This window comes from Actinomadura monticuli (genome assembly GCF_041463655.1).
GTDB lineage: Bacteria > Actinomycetota > Actinomycetes > Streptosporangiales > Streptosporangiaceae > Spirillospora > Spirillospora monticuli.
This window is the reverse complement of the sequence record NZ_JAXCEI010000003.1, coordinates 441,889-460,531: the sequence shown is the minus strand read 5'-3', so window position 1 is coordinate 460,531 and position 18,643 is coordinate 441,889. Positions and strand designations below refer to the sequence as shown.

Here is an 18,643-nt window from a genome sequence, read left to right as displayed (position 1 = left end):
GGCGTCACTTCCGTGATCTGCGGAGTTTACAAGAAGGCAACTCGGAGAGGCATTGACACGCTAGGAAGGGTTCGTAGGATTGTCAACAATCAGCGCGATGCGCCGCGGCCCCGGTTCACCGCGCTGGAACGTGTGCTGCAAGACCGTCGCAACCGTTGCCCAAGCACAGGCCAGGACGGATCCCAGAGCGCTCTAACTCAAGTGGGGGGCATCCCCCCACAGCCATGGAGAGTCCTTCGGGTGGCGACGCTCTCGCCCACCCCTGTTCACGGGGAGGTCAGCATGCCCAAGCTCATGACCATCACTCTGGAGCGTCGCGGCGTCTCGTGCGTCGCCGAACTGCTGGAAAAGGACGCGCCGCGGACGTGCGAGGCCGTGTGGAACGCCCTGCCCCTCGGCGGCGACGCGTACCACGCCAAGTACGCCCGCAACGAGGTGTACACGATGGTCGAGCGGTTCTGCGAGGACGAGGTCGGCCTCGAGAACCCCACCGTCACCCCCATCCCGGGCGACGTCGTCTACTTCTCCTTCGCCGGCGGCATGCTCGACCGCAAGTTCAAGGAGGAGAAGAACATCCACGCGCTGCCCGGCGTCATCGACCTCGCCATCTTCTACGGCCGCAACAACCTGCTGCTCAACGGCGACGTCGGCTGGGTGCCCGGCAACGTCTACGCGACGATCGTCGACGGTCTCGACCGGATGGCCGAGGCGTGCAACGACGTCTGGCGATCCGGCGGCGTCGGCGAACGCCTCGTCTACGGCCGCGCAGAGTCCTAGAGCGGTGGCCTCGCAGATGACATTCGACCCCACGCTGGTCGTCGGCCCCGAGCTGCTGGCCCAGCACGGCATCGGGGTGGTCGCGCCGTTCGACTTCGCGCTCGACCGCGAGCTGTGGCGCTGGACGCCCGACGACGTGTCCCTCTTCATGACCCGGCTGCCCTACGTCCCCGTCCCGGTCACCGTGGAGATGGCGTCCGCGCTGTCGGACCAGTCGATCGTCCGGCAGGCGACCCGGGACGTGCTCGCCCCCGAGCCGCTCGCGGTCGCCTACGCCTGCGCGTCGGGCAGCTTCATCCGCGGCAAGGCGGGCGAGCTGGAGCTGCACCAGTCGATGATGGCGGCCGGCGCGCCGGTGTCCACGACGACGTCCGGCGCGCTGGTGGAGTCGCTGCGGCTGCTCGACGTCTCGCGCATCGCGGTCGTCACCCCGTACATCGACGCGGTCACCGACCGGCTCGTGTCGTTCCTCGGCGAGTACGGGATCGAGGTGGTGTCGTCGGTCGGGATGGGGCTGCTCAGCCACATCTGGAAGGTCGGCTACGGCGAGATCGTGTCGGCGGTGTCGACGGTGGACGCCCCCGAGGCCGAGGCCGTCTTCATCAGCTGCACGAACGTGCCGACGTACGACATCATCGCGCCGCTGGAGCAGATGATCGGAAAGCCGGTGCTGACCGCCAACCAGGTGACGATGTGCTCGGCGCTGCGCGCGATGGGCCGCTCCGTCGTCGGCCCCGGGCAGTCGCTGGCGCAGCTCGCCCCGCCCACGGCGGCCTGACGGAGACGGGCTCCATGATCCACGAAGGTAGGATTGTCGACAACATGCGGCAGAACGTGGTGAACGTCGGGTTCCTGTACCCCGGCTACAGCGCCGAGGACGACTACCCCGCCATCGAGCGCGCCCTGCGGGACTCGGCGCCGGGCGAGGTCAGCCTGCCGGTCGTGCACACGCTCATGCGGGAGGACGCCCACCGCGTCGACGCGCTGCTCGACATCGGCGGCTCCGACGTCCTCGGCGAGGGCGCGCGCGCCCTGCGCGGCATGGGCGTCCAGGCGGCCGTGTGGGCGTGCACCAGCGGGAGCTTCGTGTTCGGCTGGGACGGTGCCGCGCAGCAGGTCGCGGGCGTCAGCGAGGCGGCGGGCGTGCCCGCGTCCAGCACGTCGTTCGCGTTCGTGCACGCGGCGCGGGCGCTCGGCGTGACGCGGGTCGCGGTGGCCGCGACCTATCCGTCCGACGTCGCCGAGCGGTTCGTCGCGTTCCTCGGCCACGCCGGCATCGAGGTGGTGGCGCTGGCCTCCCGGGGCATCGTCACCGCCGCCGAGGTCGGCACCCTCGGGCGCGACGAGGTGCTCGCCTTCGTCGCGGCCAACGACCATCCGGACGCCGAGGCGGTGCTGGTGCCCGACACCGCGCTGCACACCGTGTCCTGGCTCGACGAGCTGGAGGCGCGGGTCGGCAAGCCGGTCCTCACCGCCAACCAGGTGAGCGTGTGGGAGGGGCTGCGGCTCGCGTCCGGCCCCGGGGGGCTCCCGCCGCGCACCGGACTGGGCCGGCTGTTCGCCGCGCCCGCCACCGTCCCCGCCGGCGAGCGGGGACGACATCCCCGGCAGCTATGACGAAAGGGGCCCGCGGCATGGGCCGTTTGGGTGAGCTGGAACCCGTCCCCCGCAAGTCGACCGTCGAGATCGTCTCGGACGAGCTGCGCTCAGCGATCATGTACGGATCGCTGGAGCCCGGCGCACAGCTCGGCGAGGCCGAGCTCGCCGGGCGGCTCGGCATCAGCCGCGGCCCGCTGCGCGAGGCGATGCAGCGGCTCGTCCAGGAGGGGCTCCTGGTCAGCGAGCCGCACCGCGGGCTCTTCGTGATCACGCTGGACGAGGGGGACGTCGAGGACGTCTACCTCGCCCGGCTCGCGATCGAGCGGGAGGCCTGCCGGCTGATCATGGAGCGCAACCGGGGCGAGGCGGTGGCCCGGCTGACCGAGTCCCTCGAAGCGCTCGTGGACGCGGCGAAGCAGCGCGACCGGGTCGCGATGAGCGACGCCGACCAGGCGTTCCACGAGGTGCTGGTCAGCTCGTCCGGCAGCCCCCGGCTGGAGCGGATGGCGCACACCCTGCTCGTGGAGACCCGGATGTGCCTGAACGCGCTGCAGGACACCTACCCCGAGCCGTCCGACCTCGTCGAGGAGCACCGCCGGCTGGTCGACGCGATCGGCGACGGCGAGGAGGAGCGGCTGCTCGTGCTCATCGAGGAGCACATGACCGACTCCATCCACCGGCTGCGCGCCACCCGTCCGTAGCCGAGGCGCCCCCGTGCTGGACATCCGCGCCCGGGGGCACCTAGATTGCAGATTGTCGACAATCTACCGGAGGGACGCATGGCTACGCTCTCACCCCTGCTCAAGCAGGCCACCCCCGTCCTTGCCGAGCGCGGCGAGGGCGTCTACCTGTACGACACCGCGGGCCGCCGGCACCTGGACTTCACGGCGGGGATCGGCGTCACCAACACCGGCCACTGCCACCCGCGCGTGGTCGAGGCCGCGCGCGAGCAGGTCGGCACGCTGATCCACGGGCAGTACACGACGGTCATGCACGAGCCGCTCCTGCGGCTGGTCGACGCGCTGGGCGAGGTGCTCCCGGACGGCCTGGACTCGCTGTTCTTCCTCAACAGCGGCAGCGAGGCCGTCGAGGCGTCCATCCGGCTGGCCCGGCACGCGACCGGCCGGCAGAACATCGTCGTCTTCCACGGCTCGTTCCACGGCCGGACGATGGGCGCCGCCGCGCTCACCACGGCCGGCACGAAGTTCCGCGCGGGCATCGGCCCGCTCATGCCGGGCGCCGCCATCGCGCCGTTCCCGCAGGCGTACCGGTACGGCTGGTCCGAGGAGGAGGCGACCCGGTTCGCCCTGCGCGAGCTGGACTACCTGCTCGTCACCGCGAGCCCGGCGTCCGACACGGCCGCGTTCGTCGTCGAGCCCGTGCTCGGCGAGGGCGGCTACATCCCGGCGCCGACCGCGTTCCTGGAGGGGCTGCGCGAGCGCGCCGACCGGCACGGCATCCTGCTGATCATGGACGAGGTGCAGACCGGGTTCGGGCGGACCGGCCGGTTCTGGGGGCACGAGCACTCGGCCGCGCGCCCCGACGTCCTGATCACCGCGAAGGGCCTGGCCAGCGGTTTCCCGCTGTCGGCGATCGCGGCGCCGACGGCGCTGATGGAGAAGGCGCGGCCGGGCTCGCAGGGCGGCACGTACGGCGGCAACGCGGTCGCGTGCGCCGCGGCCCTCGCCACGCTCCAGGTCATCGCCGACGAGGACCTCGTCGGCAACTCGGCCCGGCAGGGCGCGCGGCTGAACGACGGGCTCCGCAAGGTCGCCGCCGACCACCCGGAGATCGGCGACGTGCGCGGTCTCGGCCTGATGCAGGCCAGCGAGTTCACCGGGCCGGACGGCGAGCCCGACGCCGCCGCCGCGGCGCGGGCGCACAAGGCGGCCGCCGAGCACGGCCTCCTGCTGCTGACGTGCGGCGCGTACGGCAACGTCGTCCGGATGATCCCGCCGCTGGTCGTCACCGAGGCCCAGGTCGACGACGCCCTCGGCCTCTGGGCGCGGGCCGTGGCCGACGCGGTCGGCTGACCGCCCGGCCCTTCCGCGGGAACGCGGAACGGCGCCCGGCGGCAAGGCCGCCGGGCGCCGTCCGCGCACGCTCAGCCGAGCGGGTTGCCGCAGTCGATGGGCCAGTACGGCCCCCAGATGTCGAGCGAGTTCAGCACGAACTTGATCGCCACCGGGTCGAAGGCGATGCCGACGTGCGCGTTGGTGTCGTCTGCGCACTTGTCCTGGAGCAGGACGTTCTGCGCGTTCGAGCCGTTGAGGAACGCCGACGTGTAGGGCGTGACGACCTCGTCGTACTTCGTGGCCAGCACGATGTAGGTCGGGCCGGGCACGGTGTCGCCGCCCCCGTTGAGGTTCTTCAGGAAGTCGGAGTCGGTGATCTGCTGGCCCGCCGCCGGCGCGGCCTTCACGACCGCCTGCGTGATGCCGAGCAGGCTGCCGAGCTTGACGAGCCCCGACAGGCTCGTGCCGTGGTTGGACGGGACGAGCCCCACGAGCCTGTCGACCTTCGCCGCGCCGCCCAGGAATCTCATGTAGTAGCGCGGCATCATGCCGCCCTGGGAGTGCCCGACCATGTCGACCTTCGACGCGCCGGTCGAGGCGAGCACCTTGTCGACGAACGCCGACAGTTCTCCGGCCGACGACGGAATGTCATAGATCCCCTGGATGGGGCCGTCCTCCGGGCCGCCGTAATTGAGGGCGTAGACGCAGTAGCCGGCCTTCTTCAGCGCCGGGGAGAGTTTCTGCCAGTTGAACGCCATGTTCTCGAACGTGCCGTGCACGAGCACGACCGGACGGGGATGCCAGAACGACGGCTTGCACTTCCAGTCGTTCGCGCCGTCCGGGCTGGTCTCGGCGTGCGCGGCGGGCGCGACCAGGCCCGTCGCGGCGAGAACGGCGGTCACCGCCGCGGCGGTCGCCGCCCATGACCGGAGTCGTCTGAAACGCATTGCAGCTCCCTCGTGCGGGCACGCCGAAAAGGGGCCGCGGCCCGCGCGAATTCCACCGGGCCGGGCCCGCTCATCGCCGTGATGATCGGGGTGGAGTGCCCACAAGGTACGGCTGCTTCCCGGCACGGTCTTGTGGAACGACCGCCGGTTGCCCGGGAGAAATTGTCAGACGGCTCACAATCGGATCAGGCCGCGTATCGCTTGACCTGCGGCGCTGTCACGCCTGGGCGACGGCGCCCTCCTTCAGGAGGGTCTCGGTGTCGTCGAAGCCCAGGTCGTCCAGGACCTCGCGGGTCTGGCCGCCGGGGAGGGCGGGGACGCCGTCGGTCTCGGTGACGGTGCGGGAGAACCGGGGCGCCGGGGCGGGCTGGCGGTGGCCGGCGAGCTCCGGGAAGACGTCGCGCGCGGTGTTGAAGGGGTGCTCGGCGGCCTCCTTCATCGACAGGACGGGCGCCACGCACGCGTCGCTGGGGACGAAGACCTCCGTCCACTCGTCGCGGGTCCTGGTCTTGAAGGCGGCGGCGAAGCGCTCGCGGAGGGCGGGCCAGGAGTCCCGGTCGTTCTGGTCGGGGAGGTCCTCGCCGTCGAGGCCGAGGCGGCGGACGAACTCGGCGTAGAACTGGGACTCGATGGCGCCGACGGCCATGTGGCGGCCGTCCGCGGTCTCGTAGACGTCGTACCAGGGGGCGCCGGTGTCGAGCATGTTGACGCCGCGCCGGTCCTGCCAGAGGCCCGTCGCGAGGAAGGCGTGAATGAAGGTGGACAGGTGCGCGGTGCCGTCCACGATGGCGGCGTCGACGACCTGGCCGCGCCCGCTGGTCTTCGACTCCAGGAGGGCGGCGAGGACCCCGACGATCAGGTACATGCTGCCGCCGGCGAAGTCGCCGAGCAGGTTCATCGGGACCTGCGGCGGGCCGCCCGCGCGGCCGATCGCGTGCAGCGCGCCGGTGATGGCGATGTAGCCGACGTCGTGCCCGGCGGTGTGGGAGAGCGGGCCCTCCTGGCCCCAGCCGGTCATCCGGCCGTAGACGAGCTTCGGGTTGCGGGCGAGGCAGTCGTCCGGGCCGATGCCGAGGCGCTCGGTGACGCCGGGCCGGAAGCCCTCCAGGAGCACGTCGGACTTCTCGACCAGGCGCAGCACGACGTCGCGGCCCCGCTCGCTCTTCAGGTCGACGGCGATCGACCGCTTGCCGCGGTTGCTGAAGTCGGTGCCGCCGCTGGTCGCGCCCTCCCGGACGGCGGAGGCGCGGTCGACGCGGATCACCTCGGCGCCGAGGTCGGCCAGCAGCATCGCGGCGAACGGCCCGGGCCCGATCCCGGCCAGCTCGATCACCCGTACTCCGGACAGCGGCCCGTTGCCCATCTGCGACTCCCTGAATCTCGTTCGGTCCCCCTAGTCTGCACCATCTGGGTAAGCGTCCGCTGACGCGGGTTCGGGTCAGCGGGCGGTCAGGGCGACGGTCGTGCGCGGCGCGCCGGTGGCGACGAGCAGGCGTCCGCGCGTCGCCGGGCCGCGGACGCCGTCGGCGTGCGGGACGAGACCGCGCCCGGCGGCGGCGAGGTAGTACCAGCGGTCCGACGGCGCCCGCCACCACGTCCCGCTGACCGGGCGGCCCGGGTCGCAGCCGCCCGTCGGCCGGGCGGGCGCGCCGAGCAGCGTCGCCTGGGCGGAGGCGCCGCCGGACGCGTACGCCAGCCGGGTGCACACCCAGTCGGCGGGGCCGCCGCCGTGCGGCAGCCTCCCCGACCAGAAGGCGAAGGCCATCGCGTCCGACACCGGCTTCGCCGGGCGCGGCGCCGCGCAGGCCAGCCGGTTCCACAGCCCCCTCCCCCGCGGCCCGAGGCGCTCCGGCCGGCCAGCCGAGCGCGGCCGCCACGCGGGCGAGCGGTAGGCGAGGACGGCGGCGCGCGGGCCGCCGAGGTCGCCGACCGTCCGGGTGCCGAGGTGGAACAGCGGGCCGCGCCCGCAGCGCGTGCCCGCGCGGACGGGGGCCGTCACGCCGCCGGGCGCGGCCAGCGGGTCCCCGCCGAGCGTCTCGGGCCGGGCGTCCCACGGGGCGAGGAGGTAGCGTCCGCCGCCGAGGGCGATCGGGGCGGACGGGCCGGTCCCGGCGGGGACGACGTCCAGCCGGCCGGGCGTGTAGCGGGCCAGCCGGTCGCCGCGCCGCATGACGGCGACCGGCGTGCCGCCGGGACGGCCCGCGTAGAGGAGCTGGGCGGCGCCGCCGCCGGTGCCGCCGGGCATCTCCGCCCACGCGGCGGCCGCGCGGCGGACGAACGCCCGGTCGGCGGCGAGTTCGCCGCGCGCGGGCCAGGCGTCGAGGGTGCGGGCGCCGCGCGTCCAGGCGTCCGGGGCCGCGGACACGAGCCGCGGGGCGTGCGCGGACGCCGCGCGGGGCTCGCCGTGCTCGGTGGCGACGAGCGCGCCGACGAGCCCGGCGGTGAGGACGGCGGCCGTCGCGAGCGGCAGCACCGACCGGTTGCGGACGGGACGCAGCGTCTCCGGCTCGAACCGGTCGTCGCCGCGCGGCGCCGGCAGCCGGGCGGCCTCCGCGGCGCGGATCGCCGACCAGGGGTCGCGGATCCCGAGATCGATGAGCTGGTCGCGGATCTCGTACCGGGGCAGCCCCTCGATGTTCCGGAGCACGTAGGCGACCCGGACGTGCGGCGCGAGCCGGGACACCGCGGCGCTGAGCGCCGGGTCGGGCAGCCGCGCGGGCAGCGCGCGCAGCCACGGGCCGAGTCCGATCTGGAGGCGGCGGGAGGGGCGCAGCGCGCGGCGCAGGACGCGGGTGCGGCGCCGGGCGTGCCCGGCCGCGGAGCGGTCGCGGGCGCCGCGCGCGGTGCCGTCCACGATCCGGCGGGCGATCGCCAGCCGGTAGACGCGCTTCCCCCTGCCCGGCAGAACGAAATACGCCATGCGGACAAGGTCCGCATAAGCAGATTTCGCCGGCGGTGTTTCCGTCCGCGGATTCGTCATGACATCTTCGGTCACGGCGGGCCACTCCCTCTGCGCCGTTCTCCTTCGTCGCGAAATCCGAGGTTAGAGCGATGCGGGCGGCGGGCGGCGCGGAATTGGGACAACGATTAACCAGCCGAATGGAAATGTCATCTCATGTCCGTGCGGGTACGCGCTCCGGCGCGCGTTCGGGCGATACGCCGCGCCGGATTCGTCCCCGTACTAGGCTGTTGCCCTCGTGGGGGAACCGTCCCGCCCCGCCTGGCGTCGGACATCTCGCGCCCCCGCCGCGGCCCCGGACCCACGACGACCGACGGAGAGGTATCCACCGCCCCATGACCGAGGACGTCCCGGGCTACCAGGTGCTGGAGCAGGTCGGCGAGGGCGGCTTCAGCGTCGTCTACCGCGCGCACCAGGAGCGCCTCGACCGGATGGTCGCGCTGAAGGTGATGTCGGTCGGCGCGGTGGACGCCGCGGCCATGCGGCGCTTCCAGCGCGAATGCAAGATCACCGGACGGCTCTCCGGGCACCCGAACATCGTCACCGTGCTGGACACCGGCACCACCCGCGTCGGCCACCCCTACATCGTGATGGAGTACTTCGAGCACGGCGCGCTCACCGACCGGCTCGAGCGCGAGGGGCCGCTGCCGGTCGCGGACGTGCTGCGGATCGGGGTGAAGATGGCGGGCGCGCTCGCCGCCACCCACGAGACCGACGTCCTGCACCGCGACGTCAAGCCGCAGAACGTGCTGCTGTCGCGGTACGGCGAGCCCGCCCTCGCCGACTTCGGGATCGCCGGCCTCGTCGACTCGTTCGACGCCACGCACACCCAGGCGTTCACCCCGCACCACGCCGCGCCGGAGATCCTGGAGGGCAGGCCGCCCGGCGTCGCCTCCGACCTCTACTCGCTCGGCTCGACGCTCTACCACCTGCTCGCCGGCCGGCCGGCGTTCAAGGGCCCGCCCGGCGAGGGCATCGCCCAGCTCATGCTGCGGATCCTGTACGAGGCGCCGCCGCCGATCCAGCGGCCGGACGTCCCGGCCCAGGTCTCGGAGGTCATCGGGCGGGCGATGGCGAAGGCGGCCGAGCTGCGCTTCGCGACCGCCGTGGAGTTCGCGCAGGCGCTCCAGCGGACGCAGGCCGAGCTGGGCCTCCCCGTCACGGACGTGGCGTTCGGCGGCGGCACCGTCCAGCCGGCCTCCTCGCCGGCCTCGGCCCACGCGCGGACACTGCCTCCGGCCCCCGCACCCGGCCTGCCGGGGCCGCCGCCCGTCCCCGAATGGGCGTCGACGGTGTCGAACCCGCCGGAGCCGCCCCCGCCCGTGCCCGAGTGGGCGCCGACGGTGTCCGGACCGCACCCGCACGCGTCCCACGGCGGTACGGGCGGCGGTACGGGCGGCAGCACGGCGCCGCTGGCGCCGGGCGCGGCCCCGGCCGGCCGGACGCAGGACGGGCCGCGCCGCGGGCTGATCGTCGCGGCCGGGGTCGCGCTCGTCGGCGGGCTGGGGCTCGGCGTCGGGGCGCTCGCGCTGGCGAACGGCGGCGCCGGCGACGGGGGGACGGACCCGGCCGCGCGGCCGTCGGAGACCGTCCCGCAGGCGGGGGCGGAACCGCAGCAGGAGCCCGTGACGGCCGCGCAGTTCGCGGCGACGCGCCCCCGCAAGCTCGCCGTCCGGCGGGCGGGCCGGACGGTCACGCTCGCCTGGACGCTGCCGCCCGACGCGCGGAGGCTCCCGCTGCTCATCCAGCAGCAGCCCGCCGGCTCGAAGGCGATCGCGACGGTCCCGGCCGGGTCCCGCACGACGACCGTGCCGGGCCTGCGGCCGAAGGTCCGCTACTGCTTCAAGGTGGGCACGGTGCTGCGCCTCCACCAGGGCGCGGCGCCCGACGTGTCGTGGTCGGCGCCCGCGTGCGCCCCCGCACCGCCCGGCGGCTGACCCGTCCCGCCGGGTCTCCGGCGGTCAGCCGCACTTCCAGATCGGCAGCCCGGAAAAGCTCTTCCAGTTGCCGGGCGTGCTGACCAGATAGGCGACCACGTAGCCGCGGTTCCCCTTCCAGGTGATGTTCGTGTACATGTTCCCGGAAAGGCTGGAGTCGTTCGGGTGCGTGAAACTGGCGCCCGTCTCCTGGCAGTTCACGGTGACGTTCTCGCCGTTGTTGTCGGTCATCGTCGCCACGCGCGAGCCGCGGGTGTCGGCCGCCGAGTAGATGTAGGCGTTGGAGTTGCCGTTCATCTGCACGGCGTACGTGGTGGTGGGCCCCGTCAGCGTCGCGGCGGCCGTGGCGGGGGCGCCGGTCCCGGCGCCGTTGGCGGCGGTCACGGTGAACGAGTAGGAGCCGTTCGTCCAGACGCCGCCGAGCGTCGCGGACGTGCCCGCGACGGTCGTGCTCCCGGAGACCGGGCCCGACCAGGCGAGCGTGTAGCCGTCCGCGCCGCCGCCCGGCGGGACCGTCCAGGAGACCTTCGCGCCGGACGTGGTCGCCTGCGTCGTGAGGCCCGTCGGCGTGCCCGGCGTCACGCACGGCCGGACCGGGTCGCTCGCCGCCGACACCTGCTCGCGCGTCCGGCCGGCCGCGTCCCGGTAGCGGACGGCGACGCGGAACCGGTACTCGGTGCCGCAGTCGCCCCCGCCGACGGTGAACGTGTACGGGCCCGCGCCCTGGACCGCGGACGGGCTCGCGGTCAGGCCGGACGGGACGTCCTTCAGCACGTAGCCGGTGATGCCGTCGCCCTGCGAGGGCTGGAAGTCGATCCGCATCGTGCTCGAGCCGGGCGTGACGGAGATGTTGGACGGCGCGGTCGGCGGGTCGCCGGGGCCGGGCGGCGACGCCGGCTCCCGCGGCGACGGCGCCTGGGAGGGCCCCGGCGCGCGGGGCGGCGGCGGGGCGTCCGGGCCGCCGGGCAGCGGGATGGGGCGGCGCTGCGGGCCGCCGGGCACCCGGTCCTTGTACTTGTCGACGCCCTTGCCGCCGGTCCGCGGGTCGATCACGACGGCGCGGGGCCCGGCCGGGTCGTTGGCCCACAGCATCCCGTCGCGGACGAAGACGTCCAGCCGGGACGGGCGCCCGGTCACCTGGACGGGGCGCTCGAACCGGTTCTTCGCCGAGTCGTACACGATGAGCGCGCCGGCCGTCTCGTCCGGGATGTAGACCTTGGCGCCCAGCATCTGCGGCGGCCGGTAGCGGTGCTTCGGCATGGCGAGGCGCGTGCTGGTGTACCGGCCGGTGTCGGTGTCCACGGTGACCAGCGACCCGGTGGCCTGCACCAGCAGCGGGACGATCTTGCCCTCGGTGGCGGCGGGGGCGAGCGCGCCGCCGCGTCCCGCCCGCTTGACGGTCGCGGGCAGGCTCACCTTGAGCGAGGCCCCGGACGCCTTGACCACCGTGGCGGTCCCGGCGGTGGAGTCGGTGACGACGGGGTCTCCGGCCGCCATGGTGAGCGCCAGGCCGTCGCCGGGCTCGCCGACGCGGACCGGCGGCCGCAGGGCGCCGCCCGCGAACGCGGCGATCTCCCCGTTGCGCGCCACCGGCACCCAGAGCGTGCCGCGCGCGTCGATGCCGGCCTGCCCGAGGATCGGCGGCAGCACGGCGGACGCGCCGACCGGGGTCAGGGAGACCGGGTCGATCTCCTGGACGGCGCCCTTGACCGAGTCGATCGTGTAGGCCTTCCCGGACCCGGCGAGGACCTGGATGCCCTTGCCGAGCGGGCGGCTCGTCCCGATGTCCAGCTGGGAGGGGTCGAGCCGGCTGACCACGCCGGTGTCGAGGTCGACGATCAGTACCGTGGCGCCGTCCTGGACGATCTTGATGTTGTGGCCGCGCATCTGCGGGATCACGCCGGTCTTGCCGTCGACCTTGCCGGCCGGCCCGTTGACGTGCACGACGAGGCCCCTGCCCGCCGCGGTCAGCCAGGCGCCGACGTCGGCGAGCCGGTACTTCGCGCTCGCGACGCCCACCCCGTAGACGGCGGCGGCGATGACGAGCACGCCGACGAGCCCGACCGCGACCTGTCCCGTCAATCGGTCACGCCGGAACAAAGACCCCAGAACTGCCCCACGCACGCGCGCTCACCTGCCCCGTTCTCCCGAGAACGTAGTGGATCACGCCGTCCGGCCACCCGGGTTTCCCCGGATTGGCTGATTTTCGCCGATCGCCTCCGTGAATGTCGGGACCGTTATGTTGCGTCCGGAAATCACCACCACGGGGCGGCCCGCGACCTCGACCTGACCGGCGAGGACGGCCGCGACCCCCGCCGCGCCCGCGCCCTCGGCGACGAGGCCGTGCTCGTGGAAGAGCCAGCGCATCGCCGTCCGGATCTGGCCATCGGTGACCGAGGTCAGCGCGGCGGTGTCCCCGATGACCCCGGGGGTCACCGACCCGGCCTCCAGGTTGCCGGGCAGCCCGTCGGCGAACGTCTCGCCGACCTCGACCGCGACGACCCGCCCGGCCGCCACGGAGGCGGAGACGCCGCGCGACACCGCCGACTCGACGCCCACGACGCGCACGTCACCGCGCTCGCGCGCCCAGAGGCACAGCCCGGCGAGGAGCCCGCCGCCGCCGACCGGCGCGACGACCGTGAGCGGGCCGGGGGCCTGGGCGTCGAGCTCGCGGCCGATGGTGCCCTGGCCCGCGATGACCGCCGGGTCGTTGTAGGGCGAGACGTAGTGGCCGGGCAGCGTCAGCGCGTGCGCCTCGGCCTCGTCGTAGGTCAGCCCGTGCTGGACGAGCCGCACCGGGTACGCGCCGATCCGGTCGACCTTGACCCGGGACGCCCGCGTCGAGACGACCACGGTCACGTCCGCCCCCGACCTGGCGGCGGCGTAGCCCATGCCGAGCCCGTGGTTGCCCGCGCTCGCGGTGACGGCCGGCACTCCGGCGGGCAGCGCCGCGACGGCGGCGAGGGCGCCGCGCACCTTGAACGCGCCGGTCGGCTGGAACGTCTCCAGCTTCAGCAGCGCGCCGGGCGCCAGCGCGGACGGGACGAGCGGCGACGGCTCCAGCTCGGCGGACACGGCGCGCCAGGCGCGGTCCAGGTCGTCGGGGCCGGGGGCGCGGACGGCCCGCGCCGTCACGGCCGCTCCCCCGGCGGCTCGCCGAGCCGCTCGCGGAGCCGGCCGCGGATCTGCTCGGTCGTGTAGGCGCGGCGGTCCCGGAAGGACCGCGGATGCAGGCGGCGGCGCAGCCTGCGGAGGCGGCCGGCCTTCGCGGTGACGAGGCGTCCCAGCGCGTCGCTGTGGTGCCAGGCCCGGTCGGCGGCGCGCGGGTCGGGCCGGGACGCGGCGAAGCGGGAGTGGTTGACCAGGTCGGCGAGCGGCCCGAGATGGCCGTGGGCGTCCGCGCCGACGCTGGACGCCCCGAAGCGCGCGACCTCGTGCGCGGTCAGCGTGCGGGCGGTGGACAGGCCGACGTCCGCGAGGTGGTCGAGCGCCTGGTGCCAGGCGCCGGTGATGCGGGCGGCGGGCGGGCCCGCCCGGCGGCGGCGCCTGCGCAGCGCGGGGGCGAGGAGAGCGGCGCCCAGGTAGCCGATGACGAGCGCGCCCGCGGCGATCGTGGCGAACACCCACCACGGTGTGGGCGGGTCCTCGGCGGGGGCGGCCTTCTGCCCTCCCCGCTCCGCCGTCTCGTCCGGGCCCGGGTCGCGCTGCTGGGAGGCCGCGCTCTTCTGCGCCTGCTCGAGCTGCTGCTTCGTCTCGCCCGCCGCGACGCCCTCGCTGCCCTTGGAGGAGCCTGCGCCGTCCGGGAGCGGGTTGAAGCGGATCCAGCCGAGCCGGTCGAACTTGACCTCGGGCCAGACCGTCACGTCCCCGGACCGGACCTGGACGGTGCCGCCCTGCCGGTTCCCGCCCTCGAACCCCACCACGACGCGGGACGGGAGCCCGAGCGTCCGGGCGAGCAGGGCGTAGGCGGTGGCGAAGTGCTCGGGCGTGCCGCGCCTGCCCTGGGCGAGGAAGTAGTCGATCTGCCGGTAGCCGTGGCCGGGCGCCGCGGTCACGTCGTACCTGGCGAAGACCTTGAGGTAGTCGGCGAGCATCGAGGCCTTCTGCAGGGGCGTCACCGCGCCCTTCGTCGCCGCCTGCGCGAACCCGCGGAACTCGGCGATCTGGACGGGCGCCTCCGTCGCGCCCGGCCCCCACGGCAGCCGCCGTGCGGCCGCCGCCTCGGCGTCGGTGGCGACGCCCGCGGCGGCCAGGTCGCGGGCCGTCCACTCGGGGACGACCGAGTCGACCCGGTACGTCTGGCCGGCGCGCAGCGGCTCGGCGGTGGCGAGGGCGCCGCTGGCGGGGTCGACGACGACGGGGAGCCCGTCCACCCGGCGGGGCCGGTCGGGCGCCGGGACCCACACTCCGGTCAGGTCGCGGATCGTGACGCGCTGGGAGGTCTCGTGCCGCCGGTCCGGCCGCGGCCCCTCCGGCACCCGGCTCCCGGTCGGGACGAACCGGGCGGTGGACGACCAGGTCACGCCGTCGAACCTGTCCAGGACGGCGAGCCGCTCGATCTCGGCCCGCCCCGCGTCCACGGTGAACATGACCTGGCCGGGGCTCAGCAGCCAGCCCCCGACGCGGTCGAGCGGGCTGACGCCGTCGCGCTGCTGCGGCGCCGGAGCCCGCACCTGCTCGCGGGGGTTGTAGGGCGCGGCGCTGACCGGGACGACCGGCCCGACCGCGAACGCCAGCCCGCCGAGGACGGCGGCTAGGGGCACTCCCGCCGCGAGCGGCCGCCAGGACGCGCCCGCGTCCGGGCCGTCCGCGCGGACGAGGACGAGCACGGCGATGAGCACGACCGTCGCGGCGGCCAGAGGCAGGTTCGATCCGGGGCCGTCCACGCCGAGCAGCAGCGCGACCGCCCACCCGCCGAGGGCCGGGACCGCCGGGGCGGCCCGCAGCGAGGTCCGCAGCGCCAGCTCCGCGGACGCGAACGCCGCGAGCCACACCACCACGCTGACCAGGACGAGGAGCTCGGGCTCGGCGGGCGCGGGCAGCAGCGTGGTCAGGATCGCCTTCCACGAGCTGAGCACGCCCTCGCGGAGCGTCCGCGGCAGCGTCCCGGCGCCGAGGGCCGGGCGCAGGACGGTGAGCGACGCCGTCGCCGCCCACGCGGGCACCGTCAGTACGAGTGAGATCCAGAGGGGCCACGGGCCCTTCTCGCGCGGGCCCGACAGCAGCCCGCACAGCAGCGTCGGGACGACCGCCGCGACGGCGGCGACGGGGACGACCGGCCCGAGGCCGAAGACGCGCTGGAACGACAGGCCCGCGACGGCGGCCAGGCAGGCCGTCAGCGCCAGGGAGACGTAGCGGGTCACCTGGCGCTCCCGAGCCGGCGCCACGACTCCGCCAGGCCGTCCAGGTCCGCGACGTCGATCAGGTGGACGCCGGGCGGCGCCGGCACGGGCCCGGCCGGCCGGACGCGCAGCACCACCACCCGGTCGAACCGGGACCTGACGGCGGCGATCCGCCCCATCTCGGCGTCGCCGCCCGTGACGACGACGAGCGAGCCTCCCGCGCGCACGCCGCGGACCGCGTCGACGGCCGACCGCGCGCCCTCGTCCGTCCCGACCGAGGTGAGCGCGTCGAGCAGGACCTCCAGGTCGCCGGGGCCGCCGCGGGTGCCGGCCAGCGGGCCGGCGCCGGTGAGGACGCGGACGGGGAAGCCGGCCGACGCCGCGCCGGCGGCCGCGGACGCCGCCGCGTCCACGGCCAGCTCGAAGTCGTCGGGCTCCGGCCACGCCGCCGCCCGCGCCTCCAGCACGACCGTGGTCGTCGGCAGGCTCGCGTCCACGAGCCGGCGGACCATCAGCGTCCCGGTGCGGGCCGACGACTTCCAGTGGATGTGCCGCATCTCGTCGCCGACCACGTACTCGCGCAGCGCGTGGAACGTCGCCGTCCCCGCCGGGGACCGGTCGCTCGTCGGCCCCTCCAGATGGTGCGCGCGGCCGGACGGCAGCACCGGCAGCGGCACCGTCCGCGGCCGGACCAGCAGGACGCGCGGCGCGCCGTACTCGCGGACCCGGCGGGCCAGCCCCAGCGGATCGGCCCGCACGAGCCGCAGCGGCCCGACCGGGATCTCCCCGCGGCGGGCGGTCGGCAGCCGATACGTCACGGTGCGCCCGCCGCCCGAGCGCAGGCGCGGGATGTCGACGGCCACGTCCGTGGCGCCGGCCGCGTCCCGCGCGCTGAGGCCCCGGACCGCGCGGCCCTCGTTGGCCACGTGCAGCACGGCGACGGCGGGCTCGCCGCGCTCGACCTTCGTCGGCGCGATCTCGCGGCGGACGTCCAGCCGCGGCCTCGGCAGCGTCCACAGCAGCGCGCCCGCCACCGCCGCGAGCCCGGCGACCGCGAGCACCGCGGGCTCGGGGTAGCCGAGCCACCAGGCCGCCGCGTACAGCGGCGCCGAGACGGCCGCCGTCCCCCACCCGAGCGGCGTCAGCACCTCAGACTCCGGCGGCCTGCGGCGTCGGCACGCTCTGCAGGACCTCGCCCACCACGTCCGCGCCGGTCCGCCCGCGCAGCTCGGCCTCCGGCGTCACGATCAGCCGGTGCGCGAGGACCGGCCCGGCGAGCGCCTTCACGTCCTCGGGGACGAGGTAGGAGCGGCCGGCCGCCGCCGCCCGCACCCGTGCCGCGCGCAGCAGCGCGATCCCGGCCCGCGGGCTCGCGCCGAGCCGCAGCTCGGGATGCTCGCGGGTGGCGGCCACGACCCGCACCAGGTAGTCGTGCAGCGGCGCCGCGACGTGCAGGCCCTGCGCGAAGCCGATCGCGCGGGCGAGGTCCTCGCCGCCCAGCACCGGCGGCAGCCGGTCGAGCGCCTGCCCCGACGGCGCGCCCGCGAGCAGCGCCACCTCGGCCCGGTGGTCGGGGTAGCCCATGGAGATCCGCATCAGGAACCGGTCGAGCTGCGCCTCCGGCAGCGGATACGTGCCGTCCATGTCGACGGGGTTCTGGGTGGCGATGACCATGAACGGGCGCGGCACCGGGTGCGGGACGCCCTCCACGGTCACCCGGCGCTCCTCCATGACCTCCAGCAGCGCCGACTGCGTCTTCGGCGAGCCGCGGTTGATCTCGTCCGCGACGGCGAGGTTGGCGAAGATCGGGCCGGGGTGGAACTCGAACGCGCTCGTGCCCTGGTTGAAGATCGAGACGCCGGTGATGTCACTGGGCAGCAGGTCGGGGGTGAACTGGATCCGCGCCCACTTCGCCTCGACGGACGCCGCGATCGCCCTGGCCAGCGTCGTCTTGCCGACGCCGGGGACGTCCTCGACGAGCAGGTGCCCCTCGGCGAGCAGGCAGATCAGCGCCAGCTCGACCTTGTCCCGCTTGCCGTGCACGACCCGCTCGACGCTTCCCGCCAGCGCCGCGAACACCTGCGCGAACCGCCCGGCCAGCGCGTCCGTGTCCAGCCCCGCGTTAGCACCCATCCGACCCGGACCCCCGTCTTGCCGATGCGAACGCACACTAACGACAAAGCGGGTCGCAGGCGACAAGATCGCCAAACATCACCACGATCCAAGACGAACCGAACGCGAACATCGTCCCGGGCGTCCTACTGTTGGGCATCGCGACGAGGAACTCCGAGGTGGACGTGGAAGACGTGAGCATCGCCGACATGTGGAACCGGCTGACGGGCTCGCAGCCCGACCCGCCGCTGTGGCTGGTCGGCCTGGTCGGCCTCGTCGCGCTCGGCGCGGTGCTCCACGGCCCCACCTGGCGGGTCGCGCGCAACACCGTCACGATCGCGCACGAGGGCGGGCACGCGCTCATCGCGCTGGTCACCGGCCGCAAGCTGGACGGCATCAAGCTGCACTCCGACACCTCCGGCGTGACCGTCTCGCGCGGCAAGCCGCACGGTCCCGGCATGATCCTCACGGCGCTCGCCGGGTACGTCACGCCGCCGCTGCTCGGCCTGCTGTTCGCGCTGCTGCTCGCGGCCGGCCGCATCACGCTGATGCTGTGGTTCTCCCTCGCGCTGCTCGCCGCGATGCTCGTGATGATCCGCAACGCCTACGGCGCGCTCTCGGTCATCGCCACCGGCGCGATCATCTTCGCGGTGTCCTGGCTGGGCAGCGCGACCGTCCAGGCCGGGTTCGCCTACCTGGCCGCCTGGTTCCTGCTGCTCGCCGCGACCCGCCCGGTGATCGAGCTGCAGCGGATGCGCGCCCGGCACATGGCGCCCAGCTCCGACGCCGACCAGCTCGCCCACCTCACCGGCGTCCCCGGCCTCGCCTGGGTGAGCCTCTTCGGCGCCACCGCCCTCCTCGCCCTCCTGGCCGGCGGCGCCCTCCTCGTCCCCGACATCTCCGTCCCCGACATCCCCACCCCGCCCGGCTTCTGAGGACCGCCGCGGAGCCGCCT

Annotated in this window: 15 protein-coding genes; 7 read left to right on the top strand and 8 right to left on the bottom strand. The window is 74.9% G+C overall.

Going from position 1 to position 18,643, the window contains the following annotated elements; all coding sequences use genetic code 11:
• Positions 1-294: 294 nt before the first annotated feature.
• From SM611_RS08690 to SM611_RS08670, 5 genes are all read left to right on the top strand, one after another.
• Positions 295-777: a DUF3830 family protein gene (locus SM611_RS08690; protein WP_371948740.1), complete on the top strand. Its 483-nt coding sequence runs from the start codon at positions 295-297 to the stop codon at positions 775-777.
• 16 nt (positions 778-793) lie between these two features.
• On the top strand, positions 794-1,555 hold the full coding sequence (locus tag SM611_RS08685) for a maleate cis-trans isomerase family protein (RefSeq protein WP_371948600.1): 762 nt from the start codon (positions 794-796) through the stop codon (positions 1,553-1,555).
• Between the two features lie 56 nt (positions 1,556-1,611).
• A complete protein-coding gene (locus SM611_RS08680) occupies positions 1,612-2,394 on the top strand; it encodes a maleate cis-trans isomerase family protein (RefSeq protein ID WP_371948739.1) in 783 nt (260 codons plus the stop codon).
• Positions 2,395-2,411: 17 nt separating this feature from the next.
• A complete protein-coding gene (locus tag SM611_RS08675; RefSeq protein WP_371948599.1) occupies positions 2,412-3,077 on the top strand; it encodes a GntR family transcriptional regulator in 666 nt (221 codons plus the stop codon).
• Positions 3,078-3,155: 78 nt separating this feature from the next.
• Positions 3,156-4,409 carry an aspartate aminotransferase family protein gene (locus SM611_RS08670; RefSeq protein ID WP_371948597.1) on the top strand — a complete coding sequence of 418 codons (1,254 nt, stop codon included), beginning with the start codon at positions 3,156-3,158 and terminating at the stop codon, positions 4,407-4,409.
• 71 nt (positions 4,410-4,480) lie between these two features.
• Here SM611_RS08670 and SM611_RS08665 read toward each other — a convergent pair whose 3' ends face one another.
• From SM611_RS08665 to SM611_RS08655, 3 genes are all read right to left on the bottom strand, one after another.
• The gene (locus SM611_RS08665) at positions 4,481-5,338 is read right to left on the bottom strand and encodes an esterase/lipase family protein (protein WP_371948596.1); all 858 of its coding nucleotides are present in this window, start codon (positions 5,336-5,338) and stop codon (positions 4,481-4,483) included.
• A gap of 217 nt (positions 5,339-5,555) precedes the next feature.
• Positions 5,556-6,701 (bottom strand): CaiB/BaiF CoA transferase family protein, encoded by a 1,146-nt coding sequence (locus SM611_RS08660; protein WP_371948595.1) that lies wholly within the window; start codon positions 6,699-6,701, stop codon positions 5,556-5,558.
• Positions 6,702-6,776: 75 nt separating this feature from the next.
• A complete protein-coding gene (locus SM611_RS08655) occupies positions 6,777-8,258 on the bottom strand; it encodes a hypothetical protein (RefSeq protein WP_371948594.1) in 1,482 nt (493 codons plus the stop codon).
• Between the two features lie 374 nt (positions 8,259-8,632).
• On the opposite strand from SM611_RS08655, the gene SM611_RS08650 reads away from it, so the two are divergent.
• Positions 8,633-10,234: a serine/threonine-protein kinase gene (locus SM611_RS08650; protein WP_371948592.1), complete on the top strand. Its 1,602-nt coding sequence runs from the start codon at positions 8,633-8,635 to the stop codon at positions 10,232-10,234.
• 24 nt (positions 10,235-10,258) lie between these two features.
• Here the strand turns inward: SM611_RS08650 and SM611_RS08645 are convergent, their stop codons facing one another.
• The 5 genes from SM611_RS08645 to SM611_RS08625 form a co-directional block, all read right to left on the bottom strand.
• Positions 10,259-12,316, bottom strand: coding sequence for a fibronectin type III domain-containing protein (locus SM611_RS08645; RefSeq protein ID WP_371948591.1), 2,058 nt, complete (start codon positions 12,314-12,316; stop codon positions 10,259-10,261).
• Positions 12,317-12,397: 81 nt separating this feature from the next.
• Entirely contained in the window at positions 12,398-13,369 is a 972-nt protein-coding gene (locus SM611_RS08640) for a pyridoxal-phosphate dependent enzyme (RefSeq protein ID WP_371948590.1), read from the bottom strand.
• On the bottom strand, positions 13,366-15,597 hold the full coding sequence (locus SM611_RS08635; protein ID WP_371948589.1) for a transglutaminase TgpA family protein: 2,232 nt from the start codon (positions 15,595-15,597) through the stop codon (positions 13,366-13,368). Before SM611_RS08635 ends, SM611_RS08640 begins: the two co-directional genes overlap by 4 nt.
• Positions 15,594-16,724 (bottom strand): DUF58 domain-containing protein, encoded by a 1,131-nt coding sequence (locus SM611_RS08630; protein WP_371948588.1) that lies wholly within the window; start codon positions 16,722-16,724, stop codon positions 15,594-15,596. Before SM611_RS08630 ends, SM611_RS08635 begins: the two co-directional genes overlap by 4 nt.
• A gap of 1 nt (position 16,725) precedes the next feature.
• Positions 16,726-17,709: an AAA family ATPase gene (locus SM611_RS08625; protein WP_371948587.1), complete on the bottom strand. Its 984-nt coding sequence runs from the start codon at positions 17,707-17,709 to the stop codon at positions 16,726-16,728.
• A 188-nt stretch (positions 17,710-17,897) separates the two neighbouring features.
• Here SM611_RS08625 and SM611_RS08620 point away from each other — a divergent pair, with 188 nt between their 5' ends.
• Entirely contained in the window at positions 17,898-18,623 is a 726-nt protein-coding gene (locus SM611_RS08620; protein ID WP_371948738.1) for a M50 family metallopeptidase, read from the top strand.
• Positions 18,624-18,643 lie beyond the last annotated feature (20 nt).

Coding starts and splice junctions, on each gene's coding strand:
- SM611_RS08690 (WP_371948740.1), top strand. CDS start 295: ATGACCATCACTCTGGAGCGTCGCGGCGTCTCGTGCGTCGCCGAACTG.
- SM611_RS08685 (WP_371948600.1), top strand. CDS start 794: ATGACATTCGACCCCACGCTGGTCGTCGGCCCCGAGCTGCTGGCCCAG.
- SM611_RS08675 (WP_371948599.1), top strand. CDS start 2,412: ATGGGCCGTTTGGGTGAGCTGGAACCCGTCCCCCGCAAGTCGACCGTC.
- SM611_RS08670 (WP_371948597.1), top strand. CDS start 3,156: ATGGCTACGCTCTCACCCCTGCTCAAGCAGGCCACCCCCGTCCTTGCC.
- SM611_RS08665 (WP_371948596.1), bottom strand. CDS start 5,338: ATGCGTTTCAGACGACTCCGGTCATGGGCGGCGACCGCCGCGGCGGTG.
- SM611_RS08660 (WP_371948595.1), bottom strand. CDS start 6,701: ATGGGCAACGGGCCGCTGTCCGGAGTACGGGTGATCGAGCTGGCCGGG.
- SM611_RS08655 (WP_371948594.1), bottom strand. CDS start 8,258: ATGGCGTATTTCGTTCTGCCGGGCAGGGGGAAGCGCGTCTACCGGCTG.
- SM611_RS08650 (WP_371948592.1), top strand. CDS start 8,633: ATGACCGAGGACGTCCCGGGCTACCAGGTGCTGGAGCAGGTCGGCGAG.
- SM611_RS08625 (WP_371948587.1), bottom strand. CDS start 17,709: ATGGGTGCTAACGCGGGGCTGGACACGGACGCGCTGGCCGGGCGGTTC.
- SM611_RS08620 (WP_371948738.1), top strand. CDS start 17,898: ATGTGGAACCGGCTGACGGGCTCGCAGCCCGACCCGCCGCTGTGGCTG.